Source organism: Armatimonadota bacterium (assembly GCA_028871815.1).
Lineage (GTDB): Bacteria > Armatimonadota > Chthonomonadetes > Chthonomonadales > Chthonomonadaceae > REEB205.
The window spans coordinates 128,898-142,934 of the sequence record JAGWMJ010000008.1 but is presented as its reverse complement, the minus strand read 5'-3'; the positions used below and the strand labels follow the sequence as shown (position 1 = coordinate 142,934).

Genomic DNA, 14,037 nt, shown 5'->3' with positions numbered 1-14,037 from the left:
TGTCTCTGCGCTTCAGCCATCGGCGCCCGCCTCGGAGCAGCGACCACATATCTCGCGGGCGAGGTTGGCAATTGCAAGCAGGCCGGGGTTGTCGGCAGTCCAGAGCACTTTTGGCAGCTTCTGCACGAATATGGCAAGCGCCATGCAGCCGCCGGCTGGCGAAGTCACCAGGCCCACATCGTTTCGAACGTCGTCCACGGCGCCGGTCTTGCCGGCGTAACTCCAGCCATCCGGAAGCAGCCGTGGAATGCCGTCACGGTAGTACTGCTGCTCAAGCATCTTCAACATTTCGGTGCGCGACCCGGGCGACATTCCCTGGCCGGTATGAAGCTGCGAAAGTAGAAGCGCCATGTCGCGCGCGGTAACCACGCCGAAACCGAACGGATTGGGCTTCGCAGGGTCGTCATCGTGGAACACCTTTCGAAAGACCCGGGTCCCAGCAAGGCCAAACCGTTCGATCTCCTGGTTGATTCGATCTAGACCAACGTGATCGATCACCAGATTGGTGGCTGTGTTGTCCGAAACGGTGGTCATCAGGCAGCAGGCATCTCTCAACGAGAGCGTCAAGCCGGGTGTGAGTTGTGTCAGCACACCGGAGCCGGGCACCTTGCCATCATCGCGGAGCTCCAGTTGGTCGGTCCAGCCAACCGAGCCTCGCTCCACCAGCAGCGCCGCCGCCAGAAGGATTGGCAACTTCACCACGCTTGCAGAAGTCACTTGACGGGCTGCATGGCGGCTTGCGGCGAACGTGCCGGTCAGGCTGCGCGCCTCCAGCGATATCTCGCCACCGCAGCGCGCTTCCTCGCGCTCAATCGCGGCATCCAACCAGGCGTCATCACGGCCGTCGGTCATCATTCAGCTCCCGCCTCTCCGGAGTCTCGCCGTATAAACGCCTCAGCCGCCTCAAAATCACTTGCACGGTCCAGGTCGGTGGCCAACTCCGCGTACGGCGAAATCAGGGCTCGAGCTCGCGCTCCGATGATCGCAGATGCGCGGCGCTCCAGCCATGCCAGTGGGAGCGCGCCGGGCGCCGCCGTCTGCGAAACCGCAAGCCGAGCCACCGCCGAGGGACCCAGCATCATGGCAAGGCGAAGCGGGCTCTTGCGTGCACCGTAAACCTGGGCAATCCGGCTGCGCTTGGCCAGCAATGCTGCGGGACGGGCCAACATCATGTTGCCGCCGGTAAACTGCCCTTCGCGTACCTTGATGGCAGTGCGCTTTACGCCCGGGTACTTCTCGTAACAGGTCGCTACCGGTACGATCGGCCAGACCAGGTCTGCCTCGCCCTCTATCAGCAGCCGCCCTGCGTTTTCCGTCAGGTGGGTGATAGCGCCGGCGGTGACGAACGGTATATCGCATGTGGAGATCAGACAGCTCTCCGCGGCTCCGGCGGCCGATAGGCCGGCAAACAGATTCTCCACGAAGCCACCGGCGTCGGCAACCAGAGTGCAGTCCGGAGGATTTGCCGCGCTCGTGACCACAATGACGGCGCCAAGCGGAGCGCCGCCGGAGCGCGCCGCGCTCAGCGCCGCAAGAACGCGGTCCAGCAGGGCGATGCCGCCCAGCTTCACATTTGCCCGCGACTCCGCGCCGGTAGCGGCAGCCAGTTCCGGCCTGGACTTGCCGCCCGCGAGCACCACAACCGGGATTCCTTCGCTGCTTGCCTTCAGCTCACCCATCCACTCTCCTCACCAGGGTGAAAGCTCGCTTCGCTGCGCGAGAGAGTTCGTGCGGTGTAGACCAGCGAATACCTACGGCGCACGCTTGCGGATATTGCCGCAGCGTCGGCTTCCGACGCGGCAACGCCGTATACGGCCGAGCCGCTGCCGCAGAGGTGAGCGGTGATCGCACCGGCCATCACGAGGTCGTCGCGTGCTGCCGCCGCCGCGGGCAGGTCGTTGAAGACGGCAGGTTCAAAGTCGTTGCACATTCCCGATATCAACCGATTCCAGTCCTTGTTTGCCGCCGCCGCCTGCATAACCTGTGTTGCACGATGGCTCTTGCGCTGCGGCACAGCATCCAGCGCCCGGTAGGCCGTGGCCGTGCTGCTGTGGACGGGCGGTTTTACAACGACCAGCCACAAGGTCGGCAGATCGGGCAGCTCCTGAATGCGCTCTCCACGTCCCGAAGCAGCTGCAAAGCCGCCGTGGAGAAAAAACGGTACGTCCGATCCAAGCTCCGCCGCCAGCCCGGTCAGTGTTCTGTTGTCCAGCTCCAGGCGCATCAGGTGGTTGGCTGCGGTCAGGGCGCCGGCGGCATCGCTGCTGCCACCGCCAAGCCCAGCTTCCGGCGGCACGTGTTTCTCCAGACGCAGCATCAGGCCGGGCATCGCCGAGTCGCCTCGCGCCGCGCGCCACGCGCCCAGCACCGCCTTCCATGCCAGGTTGCGGCCATCGACCGGCACGCCCGCGCTTGCGGGGCCGGAGCACTCCATTCGTATTCCAGCTGCGGCCGGCTCGATGGTCAGCCTGTCGGCGAGCGATATCGACTGCAGGAGCGTCTCAACTCCGTGGTATCCATCCTGGCGCCGGCTGAGGACGTCGAGCGTAAAGTTCACCTTGGCAGGGCACTGAAGCGTTACGGCGTTCGTCACGGCTGCACAAGCCGTGGCGCTTCCGCGGCGGCATTAGCGCCGGGCAGCACCAGCAATCGGAATGGGATCGTGATGGAGGTTCCCGGGTTTACACCTACCGGCGTGACGCCGGCCGACCACTCCACGCCCGAGGGCGCGGGTATGGACGAGGTAGCCGGCTCAACCGGCTGCGCGGTCCAACCCGGCAGCGGCGGAGTGGCGCTCCATGAAAGCGCCGTCGCGCTGCCATCCTTCACCATCGCCAGTCGTGCGCCGATTGGCTCTTCCGCCGGGATCGGTACCGGCTGCGGCACGCCAACTGGCGCGTTCAGCAGCGAGTCTGCGTTTGCCGGATAGAGCATCGGGAGTTGGAGCGTGGCAAGCTCCATGTTCCTTACGGCCGTCAACTGTACCTGCCCCTGGATTACCCCGGTATCGCGGGTGACGGTCAGCGTGATTATGGCGTTCCAGCCTCTACCCACTTTTCCGTGGAGCGTGAGCACCGCTGAATCGGGGGTTTCGGATGCCGCCAGCGTCGCAACCGTGAACCTCCGCCACCACGCGCTCTGACCCGGGCTGGCGGTACACACCCGGATCACGCCACAGGCGTATGCCGCTGCGTTCCAGGCTGCTCCGGAGCCGGAGTCCAGAGAGAGCAGTGCCGCGCCGTTTCGACAGGCAGATACCCGTACACGGAGCAGGCCGTTGCCAATGGCGCCGATGCCGCCGGCGGTTCGCGCCCAGGGTATGCCCGTCACCGGGCCGTTGAGCGTCTCACCGGCCCCTTGCGCAGCCAGCATCGGCACTTCAGCAAGGCCAATGGTAGCGGGCAGCACCGGCGGATCGGCAATCGCCGGCGGCACCGCGCGTGTGCTGAGCGCCTCTGCTGCGTTCAGGTTGATCGCTGTCGGGTCAGGCAGAGCCGCCGGCTTCAGGATCGCAGACGCCGCCATGGGAGCGCCGTCCGTGTTGGCGTCGAACGTCCAGCGAAAGGCCACTGCCTGCCCGGCGGGTAAAGCGGGGAGCATCGGCCGGGTGTTTCCGCTGGTGTAATCCATACCAAACGCCGGTGAGCACTGCACCCTGAGACTCCCCGCGGGCAGGCTGGCAGAGCCGGTGTTTTGCAGGACGCAAAGCATCGATACGGGCTTACCTGGCCGACCGACTGCGGCAGGGCATCCAAAATAGAGGATCTGTATGTGCCAGCCCGGCGCCGGCGGCTGGGTCGGGCGCGCTAGCGCCGCAACTGGCATGCCGCTGGCGAATTGCCCCGCCAAAGCGACGTACCACAGGGGTATCCGACCGCGAAAACGCAATGAGGGGCGCGGCCTGGCGCCACGGTTGGAACGCATAACAATCAGCGATTATACCGGAACGCAGGTGAAGCGGGCGCCACCAGGCAGCGAACTAATATGATGGTATCCGAGCTCCTGTTAGCGCCTGCCACCTAGCTCTCCGGGTTATGCGCCTTACCTCGTCGCTGTTCCAGCCTTCGCCCAATCTCCAGTTCCGCGCCCTCAGATCCCGGATGGTAAAAACGCTTTCCGACGGCAATAGCCGGCAGGTACTCCTGCGCCACCCAGGCGCCGGGGAAGTCATGTGGGTAGAGGTACAACCCGTCGGAGCCCGACGAGCGGAGCGCCGTTGGTACCGGACCGGCGCCGTTCGACTCGATCTCCGCCCGGGCAGCGCTTAGCGCCAGCGTGCAACGATTGCTTTTTGGCGCGCATGCCAGATAGATCGTCGCGTGAGCGAGAATCAACTGTGCCTCCGGCAAGCCGACGAACATCACGGCCTGCGCGGCGCTATTCGCCAGGGTAAGCGCGGATGGAGCGGCATTACCCACGTCTTCCGACGCCAAAATCACCAGCCGGCGCGCAATAAACCGGATATCCTCGCCGGCATCCAGCATCTTTGCCAGCCAGTAGATCGCCGCGTCCGGGTCCGATCCGCGGATGCTCTTGATAAATGCCGAGATCGTGTCGTAGTGCTCATCGCCGGTGCGGTCGTATCGCGCCGCTCGCTGCTGCGCCGCCTCTTCCACCAGTTTCAGCGTGAGCCGGCCTTCCGCTTCCGGCAAGGTCATGCAAGCGGCCGATGCCGCTTCAAGGGCCGTCAAAGCGCGACGCGCGTCGCCGCCGGCGATCCGCGCCAGGTGTTCGAGCGCATCCTCGTTGGCAGTGAGCGAAAGCGCGCCGAGTCCGCGATCCTTGTCGGCCATCGCCCGTTTCAGCAGCGCCAGCAGATCGGGTTCGGTGAGCGGCTGGAGCCGGAACAGACGGACCCGTGAAAGAAGCGGGCCGTTGATCTCGAAGTAGGGATTTTCGGTTGTGGCGCCGATCAGCGAGATCGCGCCGCTCTCCACATGCGGCAGCAGCGCATCTTGCTGGGCCTTGTTCCAGCGATGGATCTCGTCGATGAAGAGGATGGTGCGCCGGTCCAGTTTACGACGCCGCTCGGCCGCAGCCGCTATAACGCGACGGACATCGGCCACGCCGGTGGTAACGGCGCTGTACTCCTGAAACCAGGCTCGCGTGTGGCGAGCAACGATCCGGGCCAGGGTCGACTTGCCGCTTCCTGGAGGTCCCCAAAGGATGATCGATGAGACGCGATCCTGTTCGATGGCGCGGCGCAACTGGCTGCCGGCTCCCGCAATCGACTCCTGGCCGACCAGTTCGTCCAGCGTGCGTGGCCGCATGCGCGCAGCCAGCGGCGCGCCGGCAGAGGCACTCGCATCGAAGTCGGATTCCGGCTCCTCAACGAAAAGCGCCGGCTCACCATCCACGTCGCCCGCGTCGCCACGGCGCATGGCGTGATCCTCCATACCTATTTCACAAAGGGTATGACGCGCTTGAACTCCGGCGTGCCGGCGCGTTCCATCACCTCGTATACGGCCGCTTCTGCCGAAGTGATGACCGCCCCCGATGCCGCCATTTTCTGCAGACCCAGCCGCCAGTTCAGCTTTGCGCGTGAGGAGACGGCGTCCCCGGCAACGTGAACCTCGTAGCCGAGGGCCAGCAGGTCATGCGCGGTCTGGCTGACGCAGATGTGCGTTTCGATTCCGCAAAGCAGTATCTGGCGCCGAGACATCGCCGCCAGAGTTGCAGTAAACTGCGGATTGCCGGCGCAGCTGAATGCAAGTTTGTCCAACACCGGCGTTTCCGGCGGCAGCAGTTCCTTCAGCGCCGGAATGGTATCGCCCATGCGTGCCTGATACTGAGTGGTGGCCATGACCGGCACGCCAAACAGCGGCAGCGACTGCAACAGCAGTTGTACGTTGGCCTCCACACGCTCCCGCTCGAAGATCGGCGCCAGAAAAGGCGCCTGCATATCCACAACAACCAGCACCGTGCCGGCAGCGCCCAGCAGTCCCTTTGCCCGAACAGGTTCCGTCATGACAACCTCCTGAATGCATGCCGCTTGCGAAGAACATCCGGACTAAGGATACGGTAATCACCGCCGTTTTGGCAGGGGTTGAGCGCGCAGGCGCGGCGTTATAGTACACTCAAGCACACTGCCCAACAGTGGCGGCTGCGGGCGGCTGAGGAGGTACCGGTAGCGTGAACGTTGTGATACTCGGGTGCGGCCGCGTGGGATCCACGCTTGCACGGATGCTGTTTGATGACGGCCACGAGGTTACCGTCATCGATCAGCAGAGCGATGCATTCCGCCGTTTAGGCGCGCGCTACAAGGGCCGCCGCGTTATCGGCAACGGCATTGATGAAGATGTGATGCGCGCGGCCGGCGTGCCCGCGGCCGACGTGTTTATTGCGGTCACGCAGGGCGATAACCGCAACATCATGGCGGCGCAGATCGCCCGCTACCGGTTCAAAATCGGAAAGGTGATCGCGCGAATCTACGACCCGATCCGTGCCGATCGGTACCGCCAGATGGGTATCATTACGCTTTGCAGCACCACAATCGCAAGCGGCCTTCTGAAGCAGTTCGTCGAAACCGATGACTGGGGCCTCACCAGCGATTTCTCCGCCGATTACGTCAAGAACTACACCTCGCACGCCCAATAGACCATGTATGTGATTATTGTCGGAGCCGGCAATGTCGGTTACTATCTGGCCAAAACTCTGGCCGCAGCGCACCACGAAGTGCTGCTGCTGGAAAAGGATCGCCCACGGTACCGCACCGTCTCGGAAGAGTTGGGTGAGATCGTGATGCAGGGTGATGGTTGTGAAGTGGCACAGCAGCAGGATGCCGGCTTCGCCCGCGCCGATGTGGTAGTAGCCGTCACGGGCAGCGACGACGATAACCTGGTCGTTTGCCAGATGGCGAAAATGGAGCATCGCGTACCGCGCACCATCTCACGCGTGAACGATCCACGGAATGAAGTGCTCTTCAAGGAGCTGGGTATCGACGCCACCGTCAGCTCCACCAAAATCATCTACAACCTGATCGAACAGGAAGTGGGTGGCGGAGAGGTGATACCCCTCGCGGCGCTGCAAGGCGGTAATATCGAGATCGTTGAGATTGAGATCAGCAACCGGTCGCCCGTCGCCGATCGCCCGGTCGCCGACCTCGCACTGCCCAAGGACGCGCTCATCGTGTGCGTTATTCGCGATACGCGTGCGGTACTTCCGTCGCCCGAGACCGTTGTGCGCGCCGGCGACAGCGTTATTGCCCTGGTAAATGCCGAGCTGGAACATGAACTGCGTGACCTCTTCGCAGAAACGGTGCGGAGCGGCAGCTGATTGATGGCGAATCGCACCGTAGCCGCGCTTGACGTTGGCACCAACAGTGTAAAACTCCTCATCGCCCGCATCACTCCTACCGCTCTGGAGCCATTGGAGCAGCGCGTAATGGTAACGCGTCTAGGCGCCGGAATGGGCGCTACCGGCGTTCTGGATGCGGCAGCCATGGAGCGTACAATGGCAGCCATCTGCCAGTTTCGGATGGCATGCGACCAGGCCGGCGTTGAAGAGGTTGCCGCCGTGGCCACGGCCGCCGCGCGAGAGGCGCATAACGGCCGCAGCTTTCTGGCCGCCGTGAGCGCGGAATGTGGTGTAACCGTAACGGCAATTCCGGGAGTGGAAGAGGCGCGCCTGTCGTTTCTCGCCGTTCGGCGCGATCCGGCATGGGCAGCACTCAACGGCCTTAGAATGATTGACGTTGGCGGCGGAAGCACCGAGGTTGTTGCTGGCGGAAGGGGCCAGGAGCCGATCTCGCGCGCCAGCATCCCAATGGGCGCGATCAAGCTCACGGACAACTACCTCAGAACCGACCCCCCGGCGCCGGCGGAGCTTCAGATAGCATCGGCCGCGGCGGCGCAGGCGATGGAGCAGGCCTCACTGCCCGCTGTACTTTCCGAACCCGTGCCGCTCATTGGCGTTGGCGGAACGCTTACAAGCCTCGCGGCCATAGATGGTCCGGCCAGTCGTGGGGCGCGCAAGATCCACGGGCACCGTATCACCGTAGAGGCGCTGGATACCACCATCGCGCGGCTCAGCAGCATGCGTCTGGAAGAGCGCCGCGCCTTGAAGGGTTTGGACCCGGCGCGGGCCGGCATCATCGTCGGCGGCGCGATAATGGTGCGCGAGGCAATGAACTGGCTAGGGTGCGACTCGCTGCAGGTGAGTGACCGCGGTCTGCGGTGGGGCTTGCTGTACGACCGCTTCTTGCCGCAGCAGGATTAGCGCCTATTCTGTAGGCTTCCGGCGCACCAAATCACGCCGTGAACGCGGCAGGTAATCCTCCAGCACGCTGTACAGCACCGGTATCACCACCAGAGTGAGCAGTGTTGACACCAACAGGCCACCAATAACAACAATGGCCATAGGCGCTCGTACCTCCGATGCTCGTCCGATCCGCAGCGCCACAGGAAGCATGCCCGCTATCGTGGCCGTGGTCGTCATCAATATGGGTCGCAGGCGGGTGGCGCCAGCCGCCACTATCGCATCGTTTCGCGCCATCCCGCGCGCCCGAAGCGTGTTGGTGTAATCCAGCAATAATATGGCGTTGCGCCCCATAAGGCCAATCAGCATGATGATGCCGATGCCGGCCACCAGCGAAAGCGTCTGTCCCGTGAGAACCAACGCGCCGACCGCCCCAACCAGCGCCATCGGCAGCGTCAGCATGATCACAAATGGCGTGCCCAGTGAGTTGAACAGCGCCGCCATCACCATATAGACCAGTGCAATGGCCAACAGGATTGCGCTGATGAACGGAACGATGTTTTCGTTGATCGTCTCCGCGTCCCCTCCCCACGTGACGTCGATGCCCGCGTGGGGCATCCCGGCGAGCGCGCGGTTGACCTGTGTCTCGATGGCGCCGATATGCGCTGTTGCCGCAAGGTTGGCCGTAACGGTAACCTGCCGGAGTCCGTTGAGGCTGTCGATCCGGGTTGGCGCGCTGCGGAGCTCAAGCGTTGCGATATCGGCCAGCGCGATCGGTGCGCCTGACGAGTCTACGCCGACATTCACGTTGCCCACCACTCTCGGGTTGTTGACCTGCATGCCGTGCACCTGAACGCGAATCGGCACATCAACGCCGTTCTGGCGGTAGATGGAGTCGGTGTTTCCGGCCACCGAGTCGTGCAGGTTGGCGCCGGCGACCGCGGGAGCTACACCCAGCGCCGCCGCGCGTTCACGGTCGATGAGCGCTACCACTTCGGGCCGCCCGCTGCGCACCGATACGGCCGGATCCAGGACGCCCGGCATCGCCGCCAGCTTTTGGCGAATTGCAGCCGCAAAATCGGTGATTTGCGCCACGCTGGAGCCGCGAATCTGAATCTCTACCGGCGCGATTGCACCCTCCTCCGAGCGGATGGGCACTGTGGTAATATTCGCTCCAAATGCTGTAGCAATCGGGGCCGCTATGATGCGAGCCCTCCTGGCCACTTCGATATCGCTTCGCAGGCGAGCGCCCGTTTGCCTTCCAAGATACACCAGCCGCTGCCAGATGCCCAAACGTGGGCGCAGGCGCAGCCCAATCTGTGCATACTCGGCTCCATCCTGCGGCAGCGACCCGAAGCCGCCGAGAATCCTTCCAACGTTTGTGACCGTCGCCGCGACCTCCGGCATCCTTGACAGTTGATTCTCGACGGCACGGGCACACTGATCGGTAGCCGCCAAACTGGCGCCGGGCGGCATCTGAATGTTGACCGCAATCTGGCCCTGATCGGTGCCGGGGATCAACTCGGTATCCAGGCGCCCGTACGCCAGCGCGAATACCAGAACGATGGCGCCGCCACAGGTGAGAATCACGATCGGTCGCCGCCTCAGCGCGAGCACGATCACGCTGCGGTAGCCGGCCTCCAGCCGTTGGTACAGATGCTCCAACGGCGCAAAGATGCCCGCGCGGGCCTCCAGCTTCTCGCCCTGACGGTACCACCGCGACGCAAGCATTGGCGTCAGGGAGAAGCTCACGGCCAGTGAGAAAAGCGTGGCGGCCGCCACCGTAAGGCCAAACTCGCGAAAGAATCCGCCCACAATGCCACCCATAAATGCTATGGGCACAAATACTACAACATCCACCAATGTGGTCGTGATGTCGGCAAAGCCGATCTCCGTCCTGCCGTTGAACGCAGCCTCGCGGGGCGTTTCGCCATTTCGCAGGTGCCGGGTGATGCTCTCCAGGATGACGATCGAGTCGTCCAGCAGAATTCCTACAGAGAGCGACAGCGCCAGCAGCGTCATCTGGTTCAGCGTGAAGCTCACCGCCCACATAACCAGGAAGGTGGCCACAATGCACAGCGGTATCGCCAGGGATACGATCACGGTTCCGCGCAGGCTGTGCAAAAAGAGCAGCACGACCAACATGGCCAGCACGGCGCCCAGGATGAGGCTGGTGTTCACGTCCGTCAAGGCGTCGCGCACGGTCTGCGAGTCGTCGCGCAGCACCACCTGATCCACGCCGGCCATCGCCGGCCCGGCGTCCTTCAGCGCCGCTTCCACGTTGTGGACCACCTGCACGGCGTTGGAACCGGGGGACTTGGAGATCGCCACGCTTACGCCCGGCAGTCCGTTGATACGGCTGATCTCGGTGCGTGGCGCAACCGTATCGGTTACGGTAGCCACATCGGCAACGGTAACCGGCGGCGTTGGCGGCATGCCCTCTTCGGGAACGCCCGCAGCCGCCGACTGTGGAAACGAACCGGGTATCTGCGTGCTGCGTATGGCATCCAGCGACGAGAATGCGCCTGCGAGTCGCACGTCTGTCTCGCGGCTGCCATAGGTGATTCCGCCTCCGGAGATATCGTGGCCGGCCGCCTTGAGCGCGTTGACCACATCCTCTATGGTCAATCCAAATTGTGCCAACCGGGCCGGGTCAACCGAGACGCGAATCTCCTGTTGATCGCCGCCCATCACCTGAACGTCCGCTACGCCGTCAATGCGTTCCAGCCTCGGCTTTACCACGTTATCGGCCGCGTTCCACAACTGGCGCAGTGAGAGCGTGCGGCTGGTAAAGCCCAGATACAGAACCGGCAGAGCGTTGATATCCAGCTTGGCCACTACCGGCGCGCGACACTCGGCCGGAAGCTGGGCTCGCACTGCATCCAGGCGCGCTCTTACATTGGCCAGCGCCGAGTCCAGATCGGTTCCCAGGTGAAAGTCGATGCTGATCACCGAGACGTTTGCTTCAGAGCGCGTCGTCACGTCCTTCACGCCGGCAACCGTGGAGACGGCATCCTGTATCGGCTTGCTGACCTGACTGTCGATTTCTGGCGGCCCCGCGCCGGGATAGGCCGTTGTAACGGTGATGGTCGGTATATCGACGCGTGGGTTCAACTCAACCGGCAGCCGTAGCCGGGCTTCGATACCGAGTACCATTATCGCTGCAACCGCCATCCAGATGAGGATGGGCCGGTTGATCGCCAGCCGGGTAAACCACATAAGCGGCTAGCCGCCCGCGCTCGCGGTTCGCACGGGGATGCGAATGTGCGCTGTCTGCGCCGGTCGCAGCGCGCCGTGGATCAGGTGCAGCTGCACTCGAAACGTGCGCCCGTCCGGTTGGGCTACGCCCGATATCTGCGTGATGCGCGCGGCGTACCGCCGTCCGGGTTCCGTTTCCACCTGAACCACGGCCGACATGCCGGTATGGAGCAGGGACATCTGCCGGGCCGGCACAAGCGCGAGCAGGTCTGCGCCGCTCGGCGACTCCACGCTGATAATCGGCGTACCGGGTTGCGGCGTCTCGCCGGCATGCACGGCCACTACCGTTACCACGCCTGCGATCGGCGATCGAAGGTCGGTCTGGTTCAGCTGCGCCTCTGCAGCCTGAACTCCGGCATCGGCCTGGCGCATCTGCGCTGCAGCGGCGCTGACGTCGGCCGCGCCGGTCTCAGATGCCGATGCCCGCTGCGCCTCGGCCTGTTGAACAGCCTGCCGCGCGGTAGCGGTCTGCCTACGGGCGAGCGCCAAAGCGGTTTGTGCGATGGCGGCGGGATAGCCGCCGGGTACGCGTGGGGCGCCCGCCATGGCGCGTGCAACGGCGATTCGCGCCGCCGCGCGATTGGCCAGTGCGGCCTGCAGCTTTGCCTGAGCTGCTTCAAGATCGTTGCGGGAAACGCCGCCCAGGCCGGCCAATTGTTGCAGTTGATTGACTTCGTGGTGCGCCGCAGTCACGGCGACGTTCGCTTTAGCCAAACCTTCCCGTGCGGCCGCAGTCTCCTGCTGCTGATCGAGCAGCGCTGCGTTGGCGGCGAGCGCCGCCTTGCGCTGGCCGAGTGCGGCCTCGGCAGCGGCGTCGTTTGCCTGCTGCACCGCTCGTACGGCCCGGTTGTTCTCGGCCGCCGCCCCGGCCGCGGCTTTCCGCCACGCCGCACGGGCGGAGTCGGCGGCGGCTCGGGCTGAGTTGAGCTGCGCGAGCGCAGCGGAAGAGTCGATTTGCGCCAGCAGGGATCCCTGCCGCACGCTATCTCCGGCCGACACCAGCACCTGCACAACCCGTGCCGGCGCCGGCAGACTGATCTGGGCCTGACGCTGCGGCTGAACGATGCCGACCAGCGTCACCGCGCCGGCCTCCAATGACGGCATTGGCTGCGTTGGCAGGGTGGGGCTTTCCTGCAGCCGGAGCGGGTGTGACGAAGCGGGCGAAGCGGGAGGTTGCGTGGCAGCATCTCGCCGCTGACAGGCTGCGCCGGAGAGCGCCACCGCAAGGGCGCTGATCAGGGCGACAGTGGAGGAGCGTTTCATCGGCCTGGGGCGTCAGCCGGCGCCAATCGGTCGATCGCGGCGCTCGCGGCGCCCTCGTGGTACGCCAAATCCCAGTTTGCGCGCACAACCTGCCATCGAGCCTGCACCGTCTGCATAGCCGCCCTGCGCGCCTCGCGCCGCGCCGATTCAACATCTACAGCCGAGGAGCGCCCGATGGCGTAAGCAGCTTCATCCAGCTTCAGTTCCGCGTCGGCCGCCGACTGCCTGCGTTTAGCCAGGTCCTGCTGCGCCCATGCTTCCACATAGCGGCGCCACGCCGAGGTTATGTCAACGGCCACTCCGGCCAACGCAGCGTCCCGGGCTGCAGCCAGGCGGCCGGCTTCCTCCCGTGCCGCCTTTGCATCGCTTCGCGCGGCGCTGCCGCCAAGCAGCGGCGCCGATAGCTCCAGGAAAGCGGCGGCGTAGTTCTCAGGCGCCAACGCGGTTGGCGCCTGCTCCACAACCCGGGCCTCAAAATCCAGCGCCGGCGCCGCCTGGAGATGTGCAAGGCTCTCCCCGGCGCGCGCAGCGGTGATTTCGCAGTTCAGAATGGCCAGTTCGGTGCTGCTGCTTTCACCCATCTTTATGGCGTCGTCGGGTTCGGAAGGCGGGGCGCCAACCGGCTGCGGTGGCAGTATACGGCTCGCGCTGGAGATTGGCCGGCCAAGAAGCCGGTTCAGATTCAGGCGTGCCAGCAGCGCAGCCGATCTGGCGCTCTCCAGAGCCGAACGGGCCTCGGCAGTTTGAGCCGCCGCCGTTTGAGCGTCAATCGGCCGGGCGGCTCCGGCCGCAATCTGTCCGTGCACCAGCTTCTCGTACCGTTTAGCGCCCTCCAAAGAGTCTTCAGCAACCGCCAGCGCGTCGTCCGCCTCCAGGCGGCCGATGCATGCGGATCTCACGCTCCAGGCAAAATCCAGCAAGGCCTGACGGTACTCCAGCTGCAGCACCATTTCATCAGCTCGGTACCGTGCCGCGGCCGGGCGCAGTCCAGCGCGATAGACCGGCTGCCGGTAGGTGAGACTGAAGCTGCTGGCGTCGGAGGAGAGAACCGTGGCCGGCGCCTCGTCCGGACGCGGAAAGTGGAGTGAAGGCGTTTGGATACCGCCGCGCAGGTCGGCCCGCAGGCTGGGAGAGGCCGTGGGGCGCTCCGGTTCGAGCCGCGTGACTCCCGCCAGAAAAGCATAGCGATATTCCCGCGGCTCGGGCGCTTGAGCGAGAGCTTCGGTGACGAGGTCGGATATCTTCATTGCGCCGGGCGTCGGCTGCTGCGTCGCATGAGCGCTCACGGCGCAGGCGAGCACGAGCATCCATAACCACCGT

Annotated in this window: 12 protein-coding genes; 3 read left to right on the top strand and 9 right to left on the bottom strand. The window is 64.6% G+C overall.

Features of this window, described 5'->3' with window-relative positions:
* Positions 1-12: 12 nt before the first annotated feature.
* The 6 genes from KGJ62_10980 to KGJ62_10955 all read right to left on the bottom strand — a co-directional run bounded on the left by KGJ62_10980 (position 13) and on the right by KGJ62_10955 (position 5,968).
* The gene (locus tag KGJ62_10980; GenBank protein ID MDE2127104.1) at positions 13-855 is read right to left on the bottom strand and encodes a serine hydrolase; all 843 of its coding nucleotides are present in this window, start codon (positions 853-855) and stop codon (positions 13-15) included.
* Positions 852-1,679, bottom strand: a complete 828-nt coding sequence (locus KGJ62_10975; GenBank protein ID MDE2127103.1) for a nucleotidyltransferase family protein — start codon at positions 1,677-1,679, stop codon at positions 852-854. Before KGJ62_10975 ends, KGJ62_10980 begins: the two co-directional genes overlap by 4 nt.
* Complete coding sequence (ispE, locus tag KGJ62_10970; protein MDE2127102.1) at positions 1,667-2,593, bottom strand: 4-(cytidine 5'-diphospho)-2-C-methyl-D-erythritol kinase; 927 nt, start codon at positions 2,591-2,593, stop codon at positions 1,667-1,669. Before ispE ends, KGJ62_10975 begins: the two co-directional genes overlap by 13 nt.
* The gene (locus tag KGJ62_10965; GenBank protein ID MDE2127101.1) at positions 2,590-3,654 is read right to left on the bottom strand and encodes a hypothetical protein; all 1,065 of its coding nucleotides are present in this window, start codon (positions 3,652-3,654) and stop codon (positions 2,590-2,592) included. Before KGJ62_10965 ends, ispE begins: the two co-directional genes overlap by 4 nt.
* 365 nt (positions 3,655-4,019) lie before the next feature.
* Complete coding sequence (locus tag KGJ62_10960) at positions 4,020-5,381, bottom strand: replication-associated recombination protein A (protein MDE2127100.1); 1,362 nt, start codon at positions 5,379-5,381, stop codon at positions 4,020-4,022.
* A 17-nt stretch (positions 5,382-5,398) separates the two neighbouring features.
* Complete coding sequence (locus tag KGJ62_10955; GenBank protein MDE2127099.1) at positions 5,399-5,968, bottom strand: isochorismatase family protein; 570 nt, start codon at positions 5,966-5,968, stop codon at positions 5,399-5,401.
* Between the two features lie 164 nt (positions 5,969-6,132).
* On the opposite strand from KGJ62_10955, the gene KGJ62_10950 reads away from it, so the two are divergent.
* Genes KGJ62_10950 through KGJ62_10940 form a run of 3 tightly spaced genes read left to right on the top strand, consistent with a single transcriptional unit; the run spans position 6,133 to position 8,217 of the window.
* Entirely contained in the window at positions 6,133-6,597 is a 465-nt protein-coding gene (locus KGJ62_10950; GenBank protein ID MDE2127098.1) for an NAD-binding protein, read from the top strand.
* Positions 6,598-6,600: 3 nt separating this feature from the next.
* Complete coding sequence (locus KGJ62_10945) at positions 6,601-7,275, top strand: NAD-binding protein (protein ID MDE2127097.1); 675 nt, start codon at positions 6,601-6,603, stop codon at positions 7,273-7,275.
* Positions 7,276-7,278: 3 nt separating this feature from the next.
* Positions 7,279-8,217, top strand: coding sequence for a Ppx/GppA family phosphatase (locus KGJ62_10940; GenBank protein MDE2127096.1), 939 nt, complete (start codon positions 7,279-7,281; stop codon positions 8,215-8,217).
* Positions 8,218-8,220: 3 nt separating this feature from the next.
* On the opposite strand, the gene KGJ62_10935 is transcribed toward KGJ62_10940, so the two are convergent.
* Genes KGJ62_10935 through KGJ62_10925 form a run of 3 tightly spaced genes read right to left on the bottom strand, consistent with a single transcriptional unit; the run spans position 8,221 to position 14,024 of the window.
* On the bottom strand, positions 8,221-11,415 hold the full coding sequence (locus KGJ62_10935; protein MDE2127095.1) for an efflux RND transporter permease subunit: 3,195 nt from the start codon (positions 11,413-11,415) through the stop codon (positions 8,221-8,223).
* 6 nt (positions 11,416-11,421) lie between these two features.
* A complete protein-coding gene (locus KGJ62_10930; GenBank protein MDE2127094.1) occupies positions 11,422-12,717 on the bottom strand; it encodes an efflux RND transporter periplasmic adaptor subunit in 1,296 nt (431 codons plus the stop codon).
* Positions 12,714-14,024, bottom strand: coding sequence for a TolC family protein (locus KGJ62_10925; GenBank protein ID MDE2127093.1), 1,311 nt, complete (start codon positions 14,022-14,024; stop codon positions 12,714-12,716). The genes KGJ62_10930 and KGJ62_10925 overlap by 4 nt, the downstream gene beginning before the upstream one ends.
* Positions 14,025-14,037 lie beyond the last annotated feature (13 nt).

What these genes read in the sequence shown, in the direction of transcription:
- KGJ62_10980 (MDE2127104.1), bottom strand. Translation starts at nt 855, where the DNA reads ATGATGACCGACGGCCGTGATGACGCCTGGTTGGATGCCGCGATTGAG.
- KGJ62_10975 (MDE2127103.1), bottom strand. Translation starts at nt 1,679, where the DNA reads ATGGGTGAGCTGAAGGCAAGCAGCGAAGGAATCCCGGTTGTGGTGCTC.
- KGJ62_10960 (MDE2127100.1), bottom strand. Translation starts at nt 5,381, where the DNA reads ATGCGCCGTGGCGACGCGGGCGACGTGGATGGTGAGCCGGCGCTTTTC.
- KGJ62_10955 (MDE2127099.1), bottom strand. Translation starts at nt 5,968, where the DNA reads ATGACGGAACCTGTTCGGGCAAAGGGACTGCTGGGCGCTGCCGGCACG.
- KGJ62_10945 (MDE2127097.1), top strand. Translation starts at nt 6,601, where the DNA reads ATGTATGTGATTATTGTCGGAGCCGGCAATGTCGGTTACTATCTGGCC.
- KGJ62_10940 (MDE2127096.1), top strand. Translation starts at nt 7,279, where the DNA reads ATGGCGAATCGCACCGTAGCCGCGCTTGACGTTGGCACCAACAGTGTA.
- KGJ62_10935 (MDE2127095.1), bottom strand. Translation starts at nt 11,415, where the DNA reads ATGTGGTTTACCCGGCTGGCGATCAACCGGCCCATCCTCATCTGGATG.
- KGJ62_10930 (MDE2127094.1), bottom strand. Translation starts at nt 12,717, where the DNA reads ATGAAACGCTCCTCCACTGTCGCCCTGATCAGCGCCCTTGCGGTGGCG.
- KGJ62_10925 (MDE2127093.1), bottom strand. Translation starts at nt 14,024, where the DNA reads ATGCTCGTGCTCGCCTGCGCCGTGAGCGCTCATGCGACGCAGCAGCCG.